The sequence below is a fragment of the Actinosynnema sp. NPDC037264 genome, from assembly GCF_055603705.1.
This window is the reverse complement of sequence record NZ_JBVJVK010000014.1, coordinates 1-21172: the sequence shown is the minus strand read 5'-3', so window position 1 is coordinate 21172 and position 21172 is coordinate 1. Positions and strand designations below refer to the sequence as shown.

Here is a 21172-nt window from a genome sequence, read left to right as displayed (position 1 = left end):
ACCCCCCCCCCCCCCCCCCCCCCCCCCCCCCCCCCCCCCCCCCCCCCCCCCCCCCCCCCCGGCACCCCCCATCGAAGGAGACAACCGTGCAACGTCGAAGGCGCCTGCTCGCCTGGGCCGTGGGTGTCATGTCGGCCCTGGCGCTGTTCCCGGCCACGGCCAGGGCCGACAACCCCATCGTCCAGCACATCTACACCGCCGACCCGGCACCGATGGTCCACAACGGGCGGGTGTACGTCTACACCGGACGTGACGAGGACGGCTCCACCACGTTCACCATGCGCGAGTGGCGGGTGTTCTCCTCCGCCGACATGGTGAACTGGACCGATCACGGCGTGCCGATGAACCTCGGCACGTTCGCGTGGGCGGACGCCAACGCCTGGGCGGGGCACACGATCGCCCGCAACGGCAAGTTCTACTGGTACGTCCCGGTCCGCCGCCGCGGTGGCGGGATGGCCATCGGCGTGGGCGTCTCGGACAGCCCCACCGGCCCGTTCCGCGACGCCATCGGCCGCCCGCTGGTGGAGAACGGCGAGATCGACCCGCACGCGTTCATCGACGACAACGGCCAGGCGTACCTGTACTGGGGCAACCCGAACCTGTGGTACGTGCGGCTCAACGCCGACATGATCTCGTTCTCCGGCAGCGCGACGAAGATCCCGCTGACCACCGCCGGGTTCGGCACCCGTACCGGTCACGCGACCAGACCCACGTTGTACGAGGAAGCGCCCTGGGTCTACAAGCGCGACAACCTCTACTACATGATCTTCGCCGCCAAGTGCTGCTCGGAGTTCATCGCCTACTCCACCGCCCCGAGCCCCACCGGGCCGTGGACCTACCGCGGCACGGTCATGCCGACCCAGGGCTCCAGCTTCACCAACCACCCGGGCATCGTCGACTACAAGGGCGGTTCGTACTTCTTCTACCACAACGGCGCCCTGCCCGGCGGGGGCGGCTACGCCCGATCGGTGGCGATCGAGAAGTTCACCTACAACGGTGACGGCACCATTCCCCAGATGACCATGACCACTGCCGGCCCGCCGCCGGTGGACGTGCTCAACCCCTACGTCCGCCAGGAGGCCGAGACCATCGCCTGGGGTTCGGGCATCGAAACCGAACCCTCCGCCGAGGGCGGCATGAACATCGGCTCCCTCCACAACGGCGACTACACCAAGGTCCGCAACGTCGCCTTCGGCGCGGGTGCCTCGTCCTTCACCGCCCGCGTCGCCTCCGCCACCTCCGGCGGCACGATCGAGGTCCGCCTGGGCAGTGCCGCCGGCACGGTCGTGGGCCGCTGCACCGTCCCCAACACCGGCGGCTGGCAGGCGTGGCGATCGGTGACCTGCCCCGTCAGCGGCGCCTCCGGCAACCAGGACGTGTACCTGCGCTACACCGGTGGGAGCGGCTTCCTGTTCAACGTGGACTGGTGGCAGTTCTCGGCCGGCGGTTCGTCCGGCGACGTCACGTCACGGCTGCGCGGTGTCGGGTCCAACCGGTGCGTGGACGTCGACAACGCCTCCACGGCCCTGGGCACGACCGTGTTGCTGTGGGATTGCGGCGCCGGCGCCAACCAGCAGTGGACGACCACCCCGAGCGGCGAGTTCCGGGTGTTCGGCGACCGGTGCCTGGACGCCTACGAGCAAGGCACGACCAACGGCACCAGGGTGGTGATCTGGTCGTGCAACGGCCAGGACAACCAGAAGTGGGCGTCGGGCTCGGACGGCTCGATCCGCAACGTGCGCGCCGGGCTGTGCCTGGACGCCGACGGAGCGGCCACCGCCAACGGCACGCGGTTGATCCTGTGGACCTGCAACGGCCAGGACAACCAGAAGTGGACCCGCGTGTGACGACACCGGGCCGACGGTGACGCAGTGCCGCGCGCCCGTCCTCGCCGACGGCGCGCGCCACTCGCGGTCAGGGACGATTAGCCAGACCGAACGGTCTCTACAGTCGACCACTCGCACGGTAGTAGCCTCCGAGCATGACCGAAGGCGGTCTGGCGGACGTCCGGTGTGGACGGTGTGACTCAGGAACCGTCCACACCGGAGTCGATGGTCGAACCACTGTCGTAGTGCGATCGCGCGTCGTTGATCTCGTTGATGTGCGTCTCCGCCCAGTCGCGGATCGCGGCCAGCGGGGCGGTGAGGGTGTGGCCGAGGTCGGTCAGGCGGTATTCGACCTTGGGCGGAACGGTGGGGTACGCGGTTCGGGTGATCAGGCCGTCGCGTTCGAGGCTGCGCAGCGTCTGGGTCAGCATCTTCTCGCTGACGCCGTCGATCGCGAGGCGCAGCTCGCTGTAGCGCTTGGTTCCCGTCGACAGGCACCCGACGATCAGCGCGGTCCACTTGTCGGCGATCCGGTCGAGGGCCTGCCGGGAGGGGCAGGGCGCGCTGTAGACGTCCGCCGGGCGGCCGTCGGGCAGCCACGCCAGCACTCGCCCCGGTGTGCCAGGCCGGGGCCGGCGGCTGCGTGGCGTGGTCATGTCCGCGATGCTATTCGATGCCGCCTGCTCCACCGGCCCACGCCCGCAGCAACGCCGGCGCCAGGACCCGGCCGAACACCTGCCCGGCGAAGTGCCCGCCGGCGAGGATCGTGCGGTCGTTCTCCAGCTCCTTGAGCAGTTGTTCGCGGGTGGCCACGCCCTGGTCCGGGTCGACGTCGAACGCGAAGCTCCAGCGGCTCTCGGTGACCTGGACCTGGCAGTGCATGACGTCTCCGAGGATGATCACGCGGCGCGGATCGTCGCCGCCGGGATCGGTCACCTCCAGACTGGTGTGCCCGGGGGTGTGGCCCGGCGTGGCGAGCAGCCGGACCCCGGGCGCGACGACGTCCCCGTCGCCGGCGAAGCGGATCACGCCGGAGAGCGGTGCCTGCACGGCGACCGGGTCCGGCCCGACGAGCTCGGCGGTGCCGCGCCAGTGCGCCCATTCGGCCTCGCTGACCAGGTGCCGTGCCGAGGGGAACGTCAGCCCGGTGACCGCCCGCCTGGTCGGGGCGTTCGGAGCTGGGGCGACGTCCGTCGTCCAGCCGACGTGGTCGTGGTGCAGGTGGGTGTAGACCACGGTGTCGACGTCGCCGGGGGACAGTCCTTCGGCGGCCAGAGCGGCCGGCAGGCCACCGCCGCGGAACTCGGCCACGTCGGGCAGGACGAAGTCGACCGCCCCGAGACCGAGGTCGACCAGCACGACCCGGTCGGCTGCGCGGATCAGGAACGAGCCGATGCTGACCGGGAACCAGCCGCGCTCGTCGAGCAACGCGTCGTGCGTCGCCCAACCGCCGGGAACGCTGTCCGGGAAGAACACGGCGGGTTGAGCCAGGCATGGCCGTCGGGCAGGTAGGTGACGGTGGTCGGGCCGACGCGCACCTGCGCGCGGGCAGCGGGACGGGACATGGTCGTCTCTCCTGGTGGACTATCGGGACGGGTGCGTCGGTATGGCGTGGCCGGCGAGCAGGTACAGCGCTGCGTGCCTGGCCATCGCTGTTCACGTACTCACTTTCAGGGAGTGACTCTCTGAAGGGAAGTACGCACTTGCAAGTGCGTGGGCCGCGGCACACCTGTGGCACCGCGAGGCCCGCCTGTGCCCGCGTGAATTCGCCGAAAGGTGCTGTGCCGTCGGGATTTGAGCGGTAGCGTCCCGCGCGGGTCGGGGGATCCGTGACCTTGGGGGTGTTCGATGCGGTTGCTCACCGCTGTTCTGTCGGCGGTTGCCCTGGTGGCGGTCGTTCCGGCCGGTTTCCCCGCGGTGGCCGAGGCGCAGGCCGCCGCTGGGTCGACTTACACGGCGTTGTCGCCGACCCGGGTGCTGGACACCCGTTCGGGGAGTGGGCCGATCGGGACCGCGGGCACGATCTCCCTCGACCTGGCCGGGCGGGTGCCGGCGTCGGCCACGGCGGTGGTGTTCAACCTGACCGGCACCGAGCCGACCGCGAACACCTACGTCACGGTCTCGCCGCACGGCGGGGCCCGGCCGGCGGTGTCGAACCTGAACCTCCGGGCGGGCGAGACGCGGGCGAACCTGGTGACCGTGGCGGTCGGGGCGGACCGCGTGGTCGACCTGTACAACAACGCGGGCAGCACGCACGTCATCGCCGACCTGGCCGGGTACTACGCGACCTCGGGCGGGTCGAAGTTCATCCCGGCGCGGGCGTCCCGGGTGATGGACGAGTACCGCGGCGGGCACGTCGGGCCAGGGGGCACGACGACGCTGGACCTGTCGCGGACCGTGCCCGCCTCGGCGACCGCGGTCGTGCTCAACGTGACGGCCGCCCGCGCCACCGCGAACACGTACGTCACGGCGTGGCCCGCGGGCGCCGCCCGGCCGACCGCCTCGACGGTCAACGTGCCGGTCGGCGGCACCAACCCGAACCTCACGACCGTCGCGCTGGGCGCCGGACGGCTGGTGAACCTGTACAACAACGCCGGTGAGCTCGACCTGGTCGTCGACATCCAGGGGTTCTACACGCCGGAGTACGGAGCGGTGTTCACCCCGGTCGCACCGCGGCGGATCTTCGACACCCGCAACGGCACCGGGAACGCCAACCAGAACTCCACGCCCATCGGGCCGCAGCGGTCGCGGGGTGTCGTGCCGGACGTGGCGGTGCCGGCGGAGGCCATCGGCGCCGTGGTCAACATGACCGGGATCGCGCCGACGGCCGACACGCACGTCACGGCCTGGCAGGTCGAACGCGATCGCCCGGAGACGTCCAACCTGAACCTGGCGCGCGGCCAGACGGCGGCGAACCTCGCCGTGGTCGTGATCCAGTACGACGTCGACGAGTCGCGCTTCTACGCCTACAACAACGCGGGTGAGACCCACGTCGCCGTGGACCTGGCCGGGTACTTCTCGGTGCCGCCCGTGCCGTGCCTCCGCGACTGCGCCTACGTGTGGGGCGGTAACCACGGGCAGCTCGGCAACGGGACGACGACGTCCTCGTCGTTGCCGAAGCCGCTGCACGGGTTGTCGGGCCTGGTGTCGCTGGCGTCGAACACCGCGGCGCTGGCCGACGGCTCGGTGTGGGTTTGGGGCGGCAATGGCCCGGACTTCGGTGAGGCCTGGTACGCCTCCGCCGTCGTCCCGATCCCGGTGCGGGTGGCCGGGCTCACCGGGGCCGTCGCGGTCGCCGACGCGTTGGCCGGCAACCACTACGCGTTGCGGGGCGACGGGACCGTCTGGTCATGGGGCAGCGACGGCTCCGGCGCGCGGGGCCTCGGCGTGGGCGCCCACCCGGTGGAACCCCGGCAGATCCCCGGGCTCACGGGTGTCACCGCCATCGCGGCCGGTTGGGAGAGCGGTTACGCGTTGCGCAACGACGGCACGGTCTGGGCCTGGGGCTGGAACCACCGGGGCCAGCTCGGCACCGGGTCCACCTCCGAGTCGTCGAGCGTGCCGACCAGGGTCAGCGGGCTCACCGGTGTCGTCAAGATCGCCGCGAGCGGGGCGACCGCGTTCGCCGTCACCGCGGACGGCGCCGCGTGGGCGTGGGGCGACAACTACGAAGGCGCCCTCGGCAACGGCACGACCGGCGGCGTCTCCCGGGTCCCGGTGCGCGTCTCCGGGTTGACCGGGGTGGTCGAGATCGACGGTGACAGCTACAACGGCTACGCCGTGCGCAACGACGGCACGGTGTGGTCGTGGGGCCACGGTTCGTCCGGCGCGCTCGGCGACGGGAGCGACTGCTTCGACTGCGTCAAGACCGTGCCGGTGCGCGTTGACGGCATCACCGGCGCGGTCGACGTCGTCAGCCACATCTACGGCGGGCAGGTGCTCGACGCCTCGGGTCGGCTCTGGATGTGGGGCTCGAACTCCAGCGGCGACCTCGGCACCCAGCCCAGCGGCATCCCCGCGCTGCGGCCCGTCCAGGGCCCGGACCTCGGCACCGTCACCGCGCTGGGCGACGGTGGGCAGGCCTTGGTGCCGAACCCGTGAGAACCGGGTGGGTGCCGGCGATCACCGGCACCCACCCGCCTCTTTGGACCCACCGTCGGCGCAGCCGAGCACGATCCGGCACCGCTGCGCCAACGCCTGCGACGACTCGGCCCGCCGAGCCCGACGTGTCAGGGTCTCGCGTTCCTCGTCCGTCAACACCACCACGGCCGGCTACGGCACCATCGTCTCGCCGACTGTGCGCCAGTGGATAGCCGCCCTGGACCTGAGCCGGCGCCCGCACGACTACCTGCCCGCCGGCGGCCACGCCCACGGCGGCCGGATCCCCTCCGCACCCGATGCGGCTGCTTGCCGACAGGCGATCTTTACTGCTTTACTATGTCACTAGTAAAGCAGGGAGGGGTTCATGTTCGTCTTCCGGATCGACAACCGCTCGGGTGTGCCGCCCTATCTCCAACTCGTCCAGCAGGTGCGTCAAGCCGTGCTGCTGGGCTTCCTGCGGCAAGGTGACCGGTTGCCGTTGATCCGCGAGGTGGCCGAGACCTTGGCGATCAACCCGAACACGGTCGCCAAGGCGTACCGGCAGTTGGAGCAGGAGGATCTCGTCACCGGTCGCCCCGGGCAGGGCACGTTCGTCAACGAGGCGCCGACGGCGGGGATGTCCGCCGCGACGTACACCTCGTTGCGGCGCGGTCTGGAGACCTGGTTGAACCGGGCCCACGCCGCCGGTCTGGACGAGCAGGCGGTCAACGCGCTCTTCACCGCTGTCGTCAACCGAGCGAAGAATGAGAACATCGCATGACAACAACCGAGTACGCGCTCCGAACCGACGGTTTGGGCAAGCGCTACCGTCGGACGTGGGCGCTGCGCGACTGCACCCTGTCCGTGCCGACCGGCCGGGTGATCGCGCTGGTCGGCCCCAACGGTGCGGGCAAGAGCACGCTGCTGCGCCTGGTGGTGGGGTTGCTCGCGCCGACGTCCGGCACCGTGGAGGTGCTCGGCCAGTCCCCGGCCGCCAATACCCCGCAGGTGCTGTCCCGCATCGGCTTCCTCGCCCAGGAGCACCCGCTCTACAAGCACTTCACCGTCGCGGACCTGCTCCACCTGGGCCGCTCCTGCAACCTGCGATTCGACCAGGGCCTCGCCGAACGGCGGCTGGCGCAGCTGGACATCCCGCTGGACCGCAAGGCGGGTGCCCTCTCCGGCGGCCAACAAGCCCAGGTGGCGCTGGCACTGGCGTTGGCCAAGCGGCCGGACTTGCTCGTCCTGGACGAGCCGATGGCCAGCCTCGACCCCGTGGCCAGACTCGAGTTCCTCCAGGCCCTGATGGGCGCGGTCGCCGCCGACGGCATGACCGTCCTGTTCTCGTCCCACGTCGTGCCCGAGTTGGAGCGCGTCTGCGACCACCTGATCGTGCTCAACCACAGCCGGGTCACGCTCGCCGGGGACATCGAGACGCTGTTGGCCGAGCACCGGCTGCTCGTCGGTCCGCGCACGACCGCCGATCTCGACAAGGCGGGCACGGTCGTCGAGGCATCCCACAGCGACCGGCACACCACGCTGCTGGTGCGCGATGGCGGAGGGCCGACCGCGCCCGGCTGGCAGGCCGACCCGATCGGGCTGGAAGACCTGGTGCTGGCCTACCTGCGTCGACCGACCCGGCACGACATCGAGGCACCGGCCGTCTCAGAGGTGCCGGCATGACGTGGCTGACCTGGCGGCAACATCGCGCCGAAGTGTTCACGCTGAGCCTGCTGGTGGCGGCGATCGGCCTCTTCCTGCTCGTCGCCGGGTCGTCGATGCGCTCCCTGTTCCCCGACGGCGCCGCGGCCTGCGCGGGCGGGCTGGCCGACGGTTCCGACGCGTGCTCGACCGCTATCAGGCGGTTGAACGAGGAGCACGGGTACGCGTCCAAGATGCTGTCCCTGTTCAACCTGGTGCCGTTCCTGATCGGCGCGTTTCTCGGCGCGCCGTTGGTGGCCCGCGAGCTGGAAGCCGGCACCTGGCAGTTCGCCTGGACCCAGGCGGTGCCGAGGATGCGCTGGCTGGCGGTCAAACTGGGTGCCCTGGGCGCGCTGACCGCGACGCTCGCCGTCGCGCTCACGGCGTCGATCACCTGGTACCGGCAGCCGTTGGACGTGCTCAACAGCCGGTTCACGACCGACGCGTTCGACCTGGAAGGACTCGTTCCGGCGGGGTACGCGCTGTTCGCGTTCGCCGCCGCCACGGCGGCGGGTGCACTGCTGCGGCGCAGCCTGCCCGCGCTCGCGGTCGCGCTCGGCGCCTACCTCGCCGTCCGCGTCGTCGTGGCGGGTTGGTTGCGCCCGAACGTCCAGGCGCCGCTGAGCACCATGGAACGCGTGGCCGCCGACGACGCGACCCTCGACGCCGGAGGTTCCCGGATACCGGCAGGTGACCGCGCCGACTGGATCATCGCCTCGGGCTACGCGGATCCGTCCGGCCGTCACCTCTCGGTCTACGACGCCGTGGAGATGGAGGTCGCGGCACGGGGCGCCGGAGTGGACTTCAGCGCGTACCTGCACGAGCGCGGTATCCAGCAATGGGTCCTGTACCACCCGGCCGATCGCTTCTGGAGGTTCCAACTCGTCGAGGCGGCCATCTTCGTCGGCCTCGCCGCAGCCCTGCTCGCACTCGTCGTGTGGCGGATCAAACGCCGAGTTTTCTGAGCGCACCGTGCTCGCCCATCGCAGCGAGGTGCCGGCCGCCGGGCTCGACGAAACCGGGACGAGCCGGCGATGCCGTGCCAGGGTGGAACGCGCCGAAGTGGCCGTCCGGGCGTGACTCGCGGACGCGGGCACACCAGGGTCGGGTCTGGCACAGGGGCTCCTGGGGTGCGGCGGAGCTTCGTGCAGGCGGTCAGGAGAGGGAAGCGAGAGCGGTGTGGCCCGGGTAGGCGACCTGGCGCCCGGCGTCGGGGCCACCGCGACCCGGCAGTTCCGACGGTCGCGGCCTGGCCGACCACGACCGGGCCCGACAGCGGTGCCGCCGCTGTCGGGCGCCAGGCCCGTGGTGGCATCGGCTGTGCGGCCCCGGCCGGGCGGTCGGAGGGGAACGAAGCCCGGCGGCGACGTCCGGTCAACCGCGTAGGCCCCATCGTTGGTTCGCGCCGCCGTGGCACGACCAAAGGATGATCTTCGTGCCGGCGGCCGTCCCGGCGCCGTCGGCGTCCAGGCACAGGCCGGACTGCACACCGGTGATGGTGCCGTTCGAGTTGACGTCCCACTGCTGGTTTGCCTGGCCGTTGCAGTCCCAGATGATCACCTGGGTGCCGTTGCCGGTGCCCTGACCGCTGGCGTCGAGGCACTTGCTGCCGTAGATCTGGAGCCTTCGGTCGGACGTGTAGGTCCAGCGCTGCCGGTCGACGCTCTGGCAGTCCGCCAACTGCACCTGGAGCCCGTTGGCGGTGGAGCCGTTCGGCACCTCGACGCACCGGTTGGACTGGCTGCCCACGACCTGGACGTTCTGCCGCGGGTTGCCGCCGCCGGTCGGGGCATACCCGGCAGCCGCGATGTTGGCCTGCACGGCCTCCTCGGTGGCGTTCGACGGGTATCCGGAGGTCAGCACGCCTTCGTAGAACGTACCGGCGCCGGAGACGCTGTTGTCGCCGCCGATGCCCAGCAGGATCGCCCCTTCCTTCTTCATCGGGTGGTAGCCGGCGGGGCGTGGCCCGTCGAACACGGTCGTCAAGCCACCCGACTGCGCGTTCCCGCTCCGGATCGCCCAGTGGTTCGACTCGCCCTTGACGATCGCCGTCACGAAGCGGTGGTTGATGGGCGGGTTCCGGTTGTACCCCGCGTTCACGCCGGAGAACAGGCCCCACTCCAGGTCGGCCATGACCCAGGGACCGGCGCCGTCTCCGTAACCCCACTGCTTGTTGGCGCCGAAGTAGACGGTCTCCATGATGGCGCGCTCGTCGGCCTGGCCGTCGGTCTGCGCGTTGCCGTAGTCGAAGCAGCACCACTGGTTGTAGTGGGTGCCGTCGACGACGGCGTAGATGCCCTCGGGCTGGTCGCCGGTCGCGACGCCGTTGGTCCGGTTGTTGCGGTACCCGGTGCCGGGCGAGATGTAGACGCCGTAGGCCTTCTGTCCACCGACGGTGACCGGGGCGGCCGTCGCGACGGCGAGGTTGTCCCACCCACCGGGGAGTGGGCCGGGCCAGTGGCCTGGGGGTGCCTGCGTGAGGTGGTTACCCCGGCCGCTCTGGTCGTAGATGATGCTGATGAGGCAGGTGGCGCCGGCGCAGAACGAGTCCTGGGTGGCGGCACTGGCCACACCGCCCGCACTGAGCACGCCGACGTCCCGCGTGGTGTTGTCCGTGGACCGCTTGACTTGGTACAGCGCTCCGTTGTACGCGCCGTACAGCGCCCGGGTCGTGCTGTGCGCGGCCACGCACGGTGTGCCGCCCGAGGCGTAGATGTCACACGGTCCGGATGCGGCTGCCTGGGCGCTCGGTGCGTCGGGAAGCACGGTCGGTCCGGCTGTGATGGCGAGTACGAACGTAGTCGCGAAGGCCGCCGTGAGGCGGCCGGATCGGCTGCTCATACCAATCTCTGCCTTTCGTGTGCACCACGGCGTGAGTGCCGACCGAGGCCGGAAGCGCTGCTGTGGCCCCAGGTCGGCTTCTCGGAATCAGGTTGGGCACCGCCGGTCGACTCGTCCGACCGGGTGACGACGGAGTGGGCCGTGGTCCTGCAAGCCGTGTCGTCGATGTCGAGGTGTGCCTGGGTCGGTCTGGACAGCAGGCGTCCATGGACTCCTCCAGAAGAGGGAGGAAGGCGCGGATCGGCGAGAAAACCGTATCGAACCGGTTCGCGTGAGCGTAAATTAAGATCGCGAAAGGTGTCAATGGTGCTGATAAGCGTTCCTAGAACGTCCCAGCTTTGTGCTGTGGCGAACATTGCGACGACCCTGGCGGCGTGAGTCGAATCGGTTCGACTGTCGTGCAACAGGTGCGGTAGCCGGCCAACGGGGCAACCTCGCCAGTCGACCGCCGACCGCGGCGCCGACTCCAGCGGGCCGGTGCTCCGGGTGATGCGACTGGTCGCGGCGGAGGAGGCGGTGGCGCTCCGGCCGGCGCTGGACGCGGCGATCGCCGATTTCCGGCAGCGGGCCGGACTGCTCGTCGCGAGCCTCCGCACCGGCGTCCTTCCCGATGACGCGCTCCGAGCCGCGTGCGTGCACGGCTTCCACGACCTGTGCCGCATGCTCGACCTGGCCGGGATCAGCTGCCGGTAGCGCGTGCGAGGCGGTGGTCGCGACAGTCCATAATGGATGGTGCCGGTGACCGGATCTCAGTGAACCCTCAGTGTCGTCGTGCGACCGTCACGGGCGAAATCCGACCGTGACCCGCACGGGCGCGCCGCCCGTCCCCGCCAGAGAGTGGAACGACCATGTCTTCTGCACTGCCGGCGGTGCCGGCCCGGATTCCGCCGCGGTCGGGCGGGGCACCGGTTCCCCGGCTCGGCGCCGACCGCCGACTCGCGTGGCTGCTCGCGCTGTGGGCGTTCGCCTACGCGTGCTACCGGGCGTACTACGCGTTCGGCGGCAAGGTCGGCATGATCGGCGAGCCGGTGTCCGAGACCACGTTCCGCGCCATCAACGCCATCGGCGCGGCGATCATCCTCGTCGCCGCGGTGCTGCCGCCGGTCGCCGTGCGGGTGCCGCTGCTGCGCCGCGCGCTGCCCGCGCTCGGGTGGCTCACCGCCGTCGGGTGCTGCACCCACGCGCTGGTCAACAGCACGCTGCGGGTCTTCAGCCTCACCGGCGCGCACCCGGTGGTGCTGCCCGCGGAGGTGTGGCGGTGGTACGACCAGCGAGTCGCCGACCTCCAGGACCTGCTGCTGAACGAGCCGTGGTTCCTGGCCGAAGGGCTGCTCTGGGCCGCGCTCGGCCTCGTGGTCGTCACGGCATCACGCCGCCGTGCGTGGGTTCTGTCGGCCGCGGTGACGTGCCTGGCGCTGTCGGTGGTCGGCGTGCTCAGCGGACTTGGAGTGATCGGGTCCTTCCGCATCGGCTGACACCGGCTCGCCCCGGACGTGCGGGTGAGAGCCCGTCGTTCGACGCGGTGGCGCTGTTGCGGTCGGTCGACGGGGGTCGTTGACGGGTCCGCCGGTTGTCGGGTGTTCGCCCGACACAGACGAAATCGCCGGCCTGACACCATGGGGATATATCGCAGCGACGCCGGGAGTACCCGCTCATCAGCGGGGGCGGCGGCCAGGTCTTCAACACGAGTGCGGCAATGGACCGGGGGGATTCATGGCACTACAACCTGGCGTGGCCATCGTGCGACCGCTGAACGTCGCGGATGGGCGTTCGTAGTCTTCCTTGCCAATCCACTGTCCTGGCCGTTGCTTGGCACCCTTTTTCGGTGTCGGTCGCGGTCGATGTTATCCACGGAACAGAGGGGGTGAAATCCAATGGAGGCAGCTGTGGCGATCGAGGTGGCCAACGAGGTCGAGGAGACGGCCGAGTACGAGGTCATGCTCCTGCAGGCCGACGCTTACTGATCGGTCAGATAGGCGGGCATGGCCGATCATGTCAACGTGGTCGGCCATGCTCCGCCCTGAAGCCAATGTCGAACCAGTTATGAGGGGGGACAATGCTCGTGCGGCTCAGCCCGGCGGCCCGGATCATTCCGCCAAATGACGCCACGGGGAATCGCTGGGTCGTCGACGACCTTCTTCGCAAGCGCCGGTTCACCGTGACGCGGTCGATCGCGGCCGTGCTCGCCGCGGCTGCGGAGCCGACGGAACCGGGTGCGCTGGCGGCCAGGTTGGCGCGGTTCGCCGGGGTTGACGGTGGTGTGGAGGCCTGGTCGGCGCGCATCTCGGACCTGCTCGCCCGCAGCCTGCTCGTGGACGCGGAGTCGATATCGGCGGATCCCGACCAGCAATGGCTGCTCGAACTTGTCGAGGAGTGGGACCGCGCCGGTTGGCGGGAAGCCGCCGAGTACCACTTCCTGGCGTTCGACTATCCCTGCGTGGATTATTCGGAGGCTGCTGCGATCGGTATCGATCAGTCGCGCATGCGCGATTACCAGGCCGTCGAGCCTGACGACGACCGGTACAAGGAAGACTACCTCGAACGGCCGGGTATCGACGTTCCGGAGCCGCATGAAGACATTATCGAGAGCACGCCCGCCTCGACCTTCTGGACTGGGTCGGCGCTCAAGCGCCCCCTGAGTGAGGATGCGTTCCTGGCCACGGTATCCCTTGCTTTCGGCGTCATCAGGGAACGTGTTCCGATCACCGATTCCGCGCCTTTGCTGCGCCGCACGTCACCGTCCGGTGGTGGACGTCATCCCACGGAAGGATATGTCGCCGTCCGCCAGGTGCCCGGCATGCGTTCCGGTTGGTACCACGTGACCACGCGGCCGTTGAGCCTTCGCCTCGTCCGGTCCGACGGGGTGGACGAGAAGACGATTCGGTCGGTGTTTCCGAACATCGCCTCCGCCGCCGCGATCGTCGTCGTCACCAGCGTTTTCGAGCGCAACATGTACCGCTATCGCGAGCCGAGGACGTTTCGCACCGTGCACATGGACGCCGGGCACGTCGCAGGCACCGTGCGGCTCGCCGCCGAGTCCGCGGGCCTGCGCGCCGTCGTCGACGACGCCACGGATGCGCCGACGGTCGAGTCGCTGCTCGGACTCGACGGCATGGCCGAGGGATACCTGATGAGCGTCGGTCTGTGGGGCGGTGTCGAGTCGGAGACCCCCGAGGCCCGCCCTGCCGAACCCGCCGAACCAGCCATCATCCACGCTCTCCCGCCCGAGCCGATCAGGCCTGATGGCGTCCACTGGCCGGTGGGCACGCGCATCCGGCCGGTGGCGCAGGTCGACAAGGCCGAGATCGAGGTCGCCGACACGGTGACCGGCCGTACCACCCGCCACCTCCCGGTCGACCTCGCCGAGGCGATCCTCCGCGACGAACGCCCGCACGCCGACCTGGCCGACCCCGCCGACGAGGTCCGTCGGGCGGCGCTGGCGCCCGGCCTGCGGCACTGGCAGCGTCGCGGGTGGCATCCGTCGGATCAGCTCTACGTCGCATCGCGGCGCCCGGGTGGCCGGCCCGCCGCAGCGGACGCCGACCCCTCCGGCGCACCTGCGCCCACCGAGGTGCCCGGCGGTCGCCAGGTGGCGCTGCCCGGCCCCGCCGAACCCGCCGACGTCCCGATCTCGCGCCTGCTGTTGAGCCGGCGGTCGGGTCGGAGCTACGTCCGGCGTCCGGTGCCCGCGGCCGTGCTGTCCGGCCTGCTGAGGTACGGCCTGGCACACCTGCGTGACGGTGACGACGCGATCGGCGCCGGTTGGGTGATCTGCGTTGCCGCGTACCGGGTGAGCGGCGTCGAGCCGGGCGCCTACCGGTACCACCCGCGCGAGCACAGCATCGAACTGGTGCGCGCGGGCGACCTGCGCACCGACATGATCGCGGCTCTCCAGGGGATGCGCTCCCCGTCATCGGCAAGCTGGACGCTGGGTCTGGTCGCGGATTTCCCGGCCTACCAGCGCCGGCGGCCCGGCGAGACCGGGCTGCGCAGCCTGTACACGTGGTCCGGCGCCGTCGCCCAGGACCTGATCGTCCTCGGCGCCGGTTACGGCCTGAGCACGCTGGTGACCCCGGCTCAGCAGGACAGCGCCTACCTGGCGATGCACGGCTTGTCCCGACGTCGCCACGGCCCGATCTACACCCTCACCATGGGCGTGTCCCGCGGTGCCGCCGGGGTGTACCCCGACGAGGACCCGCTGGGCGACGAGCTGACCGGGGCATCGCGATGACCCTCGACGCACCGCGCCGGCCGCCGATCTCGCCGGTGCTCAGGTCGGCGCTGCGGGCGCTGGAGACCAACACCTCGCCCAGGCTCTCGCCGGACGGCACCGCGGTCGTGTTCGTGCGGCGGACCGAGTCGAGCGACGCCGTGTGCGTGATGACGTCCGTGGCCGACGGTCCCGGCCCCGTTCGGGTCGTTGCCACGTATGACGACGGCGCGGTGCGCGACCCGCGGTGGACACCGGACGGCAGGTGGCTGACCTTCCTGCACGCACCGCGTGGCCGGGAGACCTGGGCGCTGACGGCTTACCACCTCGACGCCGACCAGGTGGTTCCGGTGGCCACCGGTCCGGTTACCGAGTACTGGCTGGGGGACGCCGGTGTCGCTTACAGCGCCCGCGAACCCGGTAGCCGGGTGACGCGGCTTTGGCACGTCGACCTGGACGATCCCCGGCCAGTCCTGCTCGACGAGCCGAACCCCGGGTACCACCGCTGGCTGGTCGACCGGCAGTCCCGTCCGCGCGGCGGGGTGCGCCTCGGTCGTGACGGCGCCTCGACGGTCGTCGTCGTCAGGGCGTCCGGCGGGGCGCGCGAGACCACGATCCCGATCGAACCGGACGCGGTCGCCGACCTCGCCGTGCCCGGGTTCAACGCCGACGGCACCACGCTGTACCTCCTGACCAGCACGGACGCCCCGACCAGGAGACTGCTCGGGATCGACACCGAGACGGGCGAGATCACCGAGATCGCCCGGCACGACGAACTCGACCTGGCCGGCTATCCGATCGGCCCGGACGGCGTGTGGTTCGACCCGATCACCGCGACGCCCGACCTGTGCGCGGTGTTCGGCGAGCGGTTCCAGCAGCTCCCGCTGTCCGGCCGGATGGCCGAGAAGGTCGCGGCCGTCGCCGGCCACCTCGGTGCGGCGGACGGCGCGGAACCGGTGGTACTGGACCGCGACGCGACCGACGAGGTGTGGCTGGTCTGCGTCGTGCACGACGACGGGCCGCTGGAGTACGTCCGGTGCCGCCCGGCGACCGGAGAACACGCCACGCTGCTGGTCAACCGCCCGGATCTGCCACGAGGCGAACTGCCGCAGCTCACCTCGTTCTGCTACCGGGCCACCGACGGGAAACCGATCGTCGGCTACCGCCTCGCGCCCCGGGACGCGCCGGCCGAGCCTGCCGCCACCGTGGTGATGGTGCACGGGGGACCCGCCGCACGGGACTACTGGCGGTTCCACGCGGATGCCCAGTACCTGGCGTTGCTGGGGCTCTCCTCGTTGCACCTGAACTTCCGCGGCTCGCGCGGGTTCGGCAGGGAGTTCCGGCGGGCGGGGCTCGGCGAGTGGGGCGGCGCCATGCAGCAGGACCTCTACGACGGCGTCGCGCACGGCGTCGCGAGTGGCCTGGTCGACCAGGACCGGGTCGGTTTCTTCGGCTCGTCGTACGGCGGCTACGCCGCGCTGGTGGCCGCCACCACGCGACCCGACCTGGTCCGCTACGCGATCGCGATCAGCCCGCAGTGCGACCTGGTGCGGCTGGCGACTCGGTCGCCTGCCTTCTTCAGCCCGATCGCCGGCTCGCTGAGCAGGCAGATCCTCGGCGCCGTACCTCGCGAGGACGCCGACGAAGTGCTGCGGGAGCGGTCTCCCCGTCACCGGCTGACGGAGGACTGCCCGCCGCTGTTCATCGCCCACGGCGTGCGCGATCCGCGGATCCCGGTGGACGAAGTCGACGAGTTCGTCGCCGCCGCCCGGAACCTCGGCGTCGACGTCACCTACCTGCGGTTCGACGACGAGGGCCACCAGGTGAAGTCGAACAGGAACCGGGCAGTGTTGTTCGATCACATCCAGTCCTTCGTGGAGAGTCATGGCCGCGCGAACTGAGCCGGCGATCAATCCGGTGTACGACCGGACCGATCCGCGCGGCTACTTCCCCTGCCCGACAGGGCTGCCCGACATCGAGCACAACCGGCTCGCCATCTTCTGGCGACCGCTGATCGACATGGCGCCGAGTCGGTACGCGCCGATGCGGTTGCAGGCCATCGGCTACGTCAACGACTGGCTCGCCGACGAGGAGTCGACCTCGTGGGCGTGGTTCGCCCGCCACTCCGTCGTCGGCCTGCGCACCCAGGTGATCCGGCACGCCGGCCTGGCGGAGTACGCCTGCCGTGACCCGCGCGAGCTGCCCGACCGGTTGCGCACCAGGCAGTGGCGGGTGCTGGTGGACGCGCTCGACCGGTTCGCCGACCTGCCGCCGCTGCGCCGGCGGCTGGTGATCTTCCAACTCGTGCAGCTGTCGTTCAACGGCGTCGCCGCGGCGCTGTCCGCCGACCACCGGCCGGACGGGTCGGTGGAGACCGACCACTACCTGTACGAGGTCGCCAGGGCCAATGTCTACCTGTCCGCGCCCACCCAGTCGCCGGCCGACCTGTTCGAGCACCTCGCCACACGGTCCGACGATCCGGTCCTGCGGCTGGCCGCGGCCGGACAGGGCATCAGCTACGCGGTGCGGATGCGGCGCGACCTGGAGTTGGCGCGCCGGTTCGAGTCCTACGGCGAGCCGTCCGCCGGCGCCGACGCCACCTGGCTCGACTTGTTGATGACGAGCCGGTTCCACCGCGCCGCCGCCCTGCTGCGCATGCGGGAGCGGAACTTCGCCGAAACGCACACGGAGGTCATGCAGGCCTGGGAACTCAGCGAACGGCTGTTCTCCTCCGCGCCGGAGAACGGCCCGGACCAGTACGTGGCGGTGGAGAACCGGCGGATCGTGCTGGAGTCGTTGATCAAGGCGGCGAGCCGGGCACCCGACCCGGAGCTGACCGCGCAGGTCCGCCGGCGGTGCGACCAGCTGCTCGCCATCGATCCCCACTGCCTGCAGGCGCGGATGGTCGTCGCCGACGGGTACGCCGCGATCGGCTCCTACGAGGAGGCGGCACGCTGGTACACGCGGGTCGGCGAGCTCGGCACCGGCGCCGGTGCGATGGCGTGGTACCGGGCCGGGCAGTGCTACCACATCCTCGGCCGGTTGGGCGACGCGGTGAACGCGATGGGCCGGTGCCTGGAGCTGGACACGACCGCCGTGCAGCCGCGGGAGTACCTCGAACGGGCCGGCGTTTCCGCCTGACCCGACGAACCGGACGCGGGAGCGACATGAGCACCAATGCCACGGACGCGGCACCGGACTCCGACCGGCGCGCGATCCTCCGACTCGGCCTGCCGTTCGTGGTCGGAGTGCTGTCCTCGGTGCTGGCCGGGGTCATCGACACGGCCATGATGGGCCACTACGGCGCGCTGCCACTCGCGGCGGTGGCGAGCGCCGCCGCGGTCTTCGACGTGTTCAGCACGCTCGCACTCGCGACCGTGGCCGGCCACCAGATCCTCGCCGCGCGGTTGGCCGGCAGGGGCGACGGCAGGCGGATCGCCGCGTCGCTCCGGTCGACCGCGAAGTTGTCCGCTGTCGTCGTGGTGCTGGTGGTCGCGGTCACGGTGCTGTTCGGCCGTCAGCTGACCCGGCTGGTCGCGTCGGACGCCGGACCGGACGCCGCGGTCATGGGTGGGCAGTACCTCGCCGCGGTCGCGCCGACGTTGGTGTTCGGCGTGATCTTCGGCGCCGTCGCCGCCACGTTCAACGCCTACAAGCTGGCCCGGCTGCCCATGTTCGCCGGACTGCTCACCGCGGGAAGCAACATCGTGCTGGACTGGCTGCTGATCTACGGCCCCGGACCGTTCCCCCGGCTCGGCGCGGTGGGCAACGGGTTGGCGACCAGCCTGTCCTCGCTGCTGGGCCTGCTGCTGCTCGTCACCCTGGCCGTGCGCGCGAAGCTGTGGCAGCGGCTGCGCACGAGCAATCCCGAACCGGTCGACTTCGACACGTCGATCCCGCGCCTGGCCGTCCCGGCGATGGTGTCGACCGCTTTGGACTACGCGAGCACGGCGGTGTTCTTCGCCATCGTCGGCGGGTTGAGCACGGCAGCGCTCGGCGGTGGCCGGATCGCCTTCCACGTGATGGTGCTGTGCTACGGGCTGGGCACCGCGTTCTCGTCGGCGGTGCGGATTCTCGTCGGACGTGCGATCGGGGCCGGTGACACCAGCCGGGTGCGGGGGACGTGGCGGGCCGGGCGGTCGACGTTGCTGCTGCCCGGGTTCGCGGTCGGCGTTGCCCTGATCCTGCTGCGCGAGCAGATCGCGGGGGTGTTCACCACGTTCCCCGAGGTGCGGACACAGGTGGGTCAGGCGCTCATCGTCATCGGGGTCGTGATCCCGCTGATCGCCTGGAACCTCACCAACGTGAGCATCGTCCGCGCGTTCGGGCACACGAAGCTGGACATGTACGGCAACCTCACCGCCGCGATCGTCGCGCAGCTCCCGATCGCCTGGCTGCTGGGTGAGCTGCTCGACTTCGGCGTCGTCGGGGTTTTCTGCGGGGTCGTGGCGTACTGGCTGCTGCGCGGCTCATTGCTGGAGATCTGGGCGCGGCGGTTCGTCCGCGAGTCGGAAACCGCGGCGGCCAAGGGAAACTGAGACAGCGGAGGAAAGCAGATGACGAAACCAGCCACCGACGCGGTGGTCGTGCCGGAACCGCCGCTGGCGGCACGGGCACGGGACATCGCACGTCGGGCCAACCTGACCCTGGCGTCCACGCCGGAGACCGGCGCGTTCCTGCGCACGATGGCGGCGAGCAAACCGGGCGGCCGCCTGCTCGAGCTCGGTTCGCAGACCGGTGTCGGCACGGGCTGGATGCTCGACGGCATGGACGAAGACGCCACGCTCACCACCATCGAGCAGTCGCCGAGGATCGCCGACGCCTGCCGGAAGACCTTCGCGGGTGATCCGCGGGTGCACGTCGTCACGGCCGACGCGACCGAATGGCTGGAAACCTATGACGGGCCGCCGTTCGACCTGGTCTTCGTCGACACCACCACGGCCAAGTTCGAACGGCGCGACCTGGTGTACCGGCACCTGGCCGACGGGGCGCTGTTCCTCGCCGACGACCTGCTGCCGCAGCCCAAGTGGACCGACGAGCACCTGCCTCGGGTGCACCGGCTGCGCGAGGAGATCGTGCGGGAACCCGAGCTGGTGGCCACCCTCGTCGACTGGGCCTCCGGTCTGCTGGTCGCCACCTACCGCCGTCCGTCCGGTGACTGAGAGCGCGGCCGGCACGCCGGCGGGGGCCTTCCGACGCGTCTACACCCGGTCGGACTCGCGTGGTTCACCGCCCGCGGTGACCGGTCGGCCGGCGCCGCCGCACAACCGGCTGGAGCCGTTCTGGCGCCCGCTGGTCGACATGGGCGCCAGCGACCTGGCGCCGGTGCGGCTGCGGTTGATCCGGCCGGTCAACGAGTGGCTGGACGAGACGTCCGACCGGTGGTCGTGGTGTTCCCGGGTGAGCGTGCCCGGGCTGCGGCACCAGGTCATCCGGCACGCCGGCCTCGCCGGCTACGAAGCCCGCACGCCGAGCGAGTTGCCGCCCGAGCGGCGCACACCCGCCTGGCGGACGCTGGTGCGCTCGATCGAGCGGATGGACGCGCTGGACTGGCGGCGACGCAGCCTGGTCGTGGTTCAGCTGGCGCAGTTGTCCTATCACCGGCTCGCGTTGGACCTGGCCGACCTGGACCGGCCCTCCGACGGGTCGGCGGCCCACCAGCGATTTCGGTACGACCTCGCCAAGGTCGCCGTGGTGACGCCCGGCCTGCGCGACCGTGCGCTGGCCGTGTTCCGCGAGCTCGCGGAACACGCTGAGGACCCGGTGGTACGCCTTGCGTCGGCGTTCCAGGGCATCGGGCACACGCTGCACGGCGGGCTCGACCTGACGGTGGGGTGGCGGTTCGAACGGACCGGCCGGTCGGTGTTCCCCGCCGTGCCGGCGGCGGAGGACGACTGGGAGGCCGCACTCGTGCGGAGCCGGTTCCACCGCGCGGTCGCGCTGTTGAGCGCCGCAGGACCGGACCGGGCACGTGCCGCCGACGAGGCGGACCTGGCGGAGTCCTGTCACGCCGAGGTGGTCTCCTCGGGCGGTCGGGACGCGGCGGACGAGCTGATCGCCCTGGAGAACGAGCGCTACCTGGTGGAAATGCGGCTGCGCCTCGCCCTCGGGGTCGAGCCGGCCGATCACGACGAGGTGACCGCGCTGTGCGGGCGGCTGATCGCTCTGGACCCGTACTGCGTGCAGGCCCGGTCCACCGTCGGCGACGCCTACCTGGCGATCGGCCACGTCGAGCAGGCCGCGCGCTGGTACGAACACGCCGGGGAACTGGCCACCGGCGCCGGCGCCGTCGCCTGGTACCGCGCCGGACAGTGCCACCTGGCCCTCGGTGACGGAGGTGCGGCGCGCCACGCGATGGGCCGTTGCCTCGAGTTGGACGCGACCGCCGTCGAACCGCGCGAACTGCTCGAGGCCGGCTAAGAGGTCCTAACAAAATGATCACTGCGGTGGCGGCGGGCCAGCCTGATGTGGATCATGTTCGGTCGTGAGGAGGGGTGAGTCGCCGCCGTGGATC

Annotated in this window: 16 protein-coding genes; 13 read left to right on the top strand and 3 right to left on the bottom strand. The window is 70.9% G+C overall.

The window, feature by feature from the left end:
* The first annotated feature begins 86 nt into the window (after window positions 1-86).
* On the top strand, window positions 87-1847 hold the full coding sequence (locus ACZ7GX_RS17825) for a family 43 glycosylhydrolase (RefSeq protein ID WP_498777922.1): 1761 nt from the start codon (window positions 87-89) through the stop codon (window positions 1845-1847).
* Window positions 1848-2026: 179 nt separating this feature from the next.
* Here ACZ7GX_RS17825 and ACZ7GX_RS17820 read toward each other — a convergent pair whose 3' ends face one another.
* Together ACZ7GX_RS17820 and ACZ7GX_RS17815 are read right to left on the bottom strand one after the other, a co-directional pair.
* Window positions 2027-2482, bottom strand: a complete 456-nt coding sequence (locus tag ACZ7GX_RS17820) for a winged helix-turn-helix transcriptional regulator (RefSeq protein WP_498777920.1) — start codon at window positions 2480-2482, stop codon at window positions 2027-2029.
* Window positions 2483-2492: 10 nt separating this feature from the next.
* The gene (locus tag ACZ7GX_RS17815; RefSeq protein ID WP_498777918.1) at window positions 2493-3302 is read right to left on the bottom strand and encodes an MBL fold metallo-hydrolase; all 810 of its coding nucleotides are present in this window, start codon (window positions 3300-3302) and stop codon (window positions 2493-2495) included.
* A 411-nt stretch (window positions 3303-3713) separates the two neighbouring features.
* Between ACZ7GX_RS17815 and ACZ7GX_RS17810 the strand changes: the two genes are divergently transcribed.
* The 4 genes from ACZ7GX_RS17810 (at window position 3714) to ACZ7GX_RS17795 (ending at window position 8572) form a co-directional block, all read left to right on the top strand.
* Window positions 3714-5927 carry an RCC1 domain-containing protein gene (locus ACZ7GX_RS17810; protein ID WP_498777916.1) on the top strand — a complete coding sequence of 738 codons (2214 nt, stop codon included), beginning with the start codon at window positions 3714-3716 and terminating at the stop codon, window positions 5925-5927.
* Between the two features lie 364 nt (window positions 5928-6291).
* A complete protein-coding gene (locus ACZ7GX_RS17805) occupies window positions 6292-6687 on the top strand; it encodes a GntR family transcriptional regulator (protein WP_077005197.1) in 396 nt (131 codons plus the stop codon).
* Window positions 6684-7589, top strand: a complete 906-nt coding sequence (locus ACZ7GX_RS17800; protein ID WP_498777913.1) for an ABC transporter ATP-binding protein — start codon at window positions 6684-6686, stop codon at window positions 7587-7589. Before ACZ7GX_RS17805 ends, ACZ7GX_RS17800 begins: the two co-directional genes overlap by 4 nt.
* A complete protein-coding gene (locus ACZ7GX_RS17795; RefSeq protein ID WP_498777911.1) occupies window positions 7586-8572 on the top strand; it encodes an ABC-2 membrane transporter-related protein in 987 nt (328 codons plus the stop codon). The genes ACZ7GX_RS17800 and ACZ7GX_RS17795 overlap by 4 nt, the downstream gene beginning before the upstream one ends.
* A gap of 409 nt (window positions 8573-8981) precedes the next feature.
* On the opposite strand, the gene ACZ7GX_RS17790 is transcribed toward ACZ7GX_RS17795, so the two are convergent.
* Window positions 8982-10448, bottom strand: coding sequence for an arabinofuranosidase catalytic domain-containing protein (locus ACZ7GX_RS17790; RefSeq protein WP_498777909.1), 1467 nt, complete (start codon window positions 10446-10448; stop codon window positions 8982-8984).
* 486 nt (window positions 10449-10934) lie between these two features.
* Between ACZ7GX_RS17790 and ACZ7GX_RS17785 the strand changes: the two genes are divergently transcribed.
* The 8 genes from ACZ7GX_RS17785 to ACZ7GX_RS17750 all read left to right on the top strand — a co-directional run bounded on the left by ACZ7GX_RS17785 (window position 10935) and on the right by ACZ7GX_RS17750 (window position 21078).
* Window positions 10935-11141, top strand: a complete 207-nt coding sequence (locus tag ACZ7GX_RS17785; protein WP_498777907.1) for a hypothetical protein — start codon at window positions 10935-10937, stop codon at window positions 11139-11141.
* A 155-nt stretch (window positions 11142-11296) separates the two neighbouring features.
* The gene (locus ACZ7GX_RS17780) at window positions 11297-11923 is read left to right on the top strand and encodes a hypothetical protein (RefSeq protein ID WP_498777905.1); all 627 of its coding nucleotides are present in this window, start codon (window positions 11297-11299) and stop codon (window positions 11921-11923) included.
* 581 nt (window positions 11924-12504) lie between these two features.
* Window positions 12505-14679, top strand: coding sequence for a SagB/ThcOx family dehydrogenase (locus ACZ7GX_RS17775; protein ID WP_498777903.1), 2175 nt, complete (start codon window positions 12505-12507; stop codon window positions 14677-14679).
* Window positions 14676-16559, top strand: coding sequence for a S9 family peptidase (locus tag ACZ7GX_RS17770; RefSeq protein ID WP_498777901.1), 1884 nt, complete (start codon window positions 14676-14678; stop codon window positions 16557-16559). The genes ACZ7GX_RS17775 and ACZ7GX_RS17770 overlap by 4 nt, the downstream gene beginning before the upstream one ends.
* Complete coding sequence (locus tag ACZ7GX_RS17765; RefSeq protein ID WP_498777899.1) at window positions 16543-17799, top strand: hypothetical protein; 1257 nt, start codon at window positions 16543-16545, stop codon at window positions 17797-17799. Before ACZ7GX_RS17770 ends, ACZ7GX_RS17765 begins: the two co-directional genes overlap by 17 nt.
* 26 nt (window positions 17800-17825) lie before the next feature.
* On the top strand, window positions 17826-19196 hold the full coding sequence (locus ACZ7GX_RS17760; protein ID WP_498777897.1) for an MATE family efflux transporter: 1371 nt from the start codon (window positions 17826-17828) through the stop codon (window positions 19194-19196).
* An 18-nt stretch (window positions 19197-19214) separates the two neighbouring features.
* Window positions 19215-19820 (top strand): O-methyltransferase, encoded by a 606-nt coding sequence (locus tag ACZ7GX_RS17755; protein WP_498777895.1) that lies wholly within the window; start codon window positions 19215-19217, stop codon window positions 19818-19820.
* Window positions 19813-21078: a hypothetical protein gene (locus ACZ7GX_RS17750; RefSeq protein ID WP_498777893.1), complete on the top strand. Its 1266-nt coding sequence runs from the start codon at window positions 19813-19815 to the stop codon at window positions 21076-21078. The genes ACZ7GX_RS17755 and ACZ7GX_RS17750 overlap by 8 nt, the downstream gene beginning before the upstream one ends.
* Window positions 21079-21172: the final 94 nt, after the last annotated feature.

Excerpts from the sequence above, each read along its gene's own strand:
- ACZ7GX_RS17790 (WP_498777909.1), bottom strand. The coding sequence starts at position 10,448 with ATGAGCAGCCGATCCGGCCGCCTCACGGCGGCCTTCGCGACTACGTTC.
- ACZ7GX_RS17795 (WP_498777911.1), top strand. The coding sequence starts at position 7,586 with ATGACGTGGCTGACCTGGCGGCAACATCGCGCCGAAGTGTTCACGCTG.
- ACZ7GX_RS17760 (WP_498777897.1), top strand. The coding sequence starts at position 17,826 with ATGAGCACCAATGCCACGGACGCGGCACCGGACTCCGACCGGCGCGCG.
- ACZ7GX_RS17805 (WP_077005197.1), top strand. The coding sequence starts at position 6,292 with ATGTTCGTCTTCCGGATCGACAACCGCTCGGGTGTGCCGCCCTATCTC.
- ACZ7GX_RS17800 (WP_498777913.1), top strand. The coding sequence starts at position 6,684 with ATGACAACAACCGAGTACGCGCTCCGAACCGACGGTTTGGGCAAGCGC.
- ACZ7GX_RS17820 (WP_498777920.1), bottom strand. The coding sequence starts at position 2,482 with ATGACCACGCCACGCAGCCGCCGGCCCCGGCCTGGCACACCGGGGCGA.
- ACZ7GX_RS17755 (WP_498777895.1), top strand. The coding sequence starts at position 19,215 with ATGACGAAACCAGCCACCGACGCGGTGGTCGTGCCGGAACCGCCGCTG.
- ACZ7GX_RS17765 (WP_498777899.1), top strand. The coding sequence starts at position 16,543 with ATGGCCGCGCGAACTGAGCCGGCGATCAATCCGGTGTACGACCGGACC.
- ACZ7GX_RS17780 (WP_498777905.1), top strand. The coding sequence starts at position 11,297 with ATGTCTTCTGCACTGCCGGCGGTGCCGGCCCGGATTCCGCCGCGGTCG.
- ACZ7GX_RS17770 (WP_498777901.1), top strand. The coding sequence starts at position 14,676 with ATGACCCTCGACGCACCGCGCCGGCCGCCGATCTCGCCGGTGCTCAGG.
- ACZ7GX_RS17775 (WP_498777903.1), top strand. The coding sequence starts at position 12,505 with ATGCTCGTGCGGCTCAGCCCGGCGGCCCGGATCATTCCGCCAAATGAC.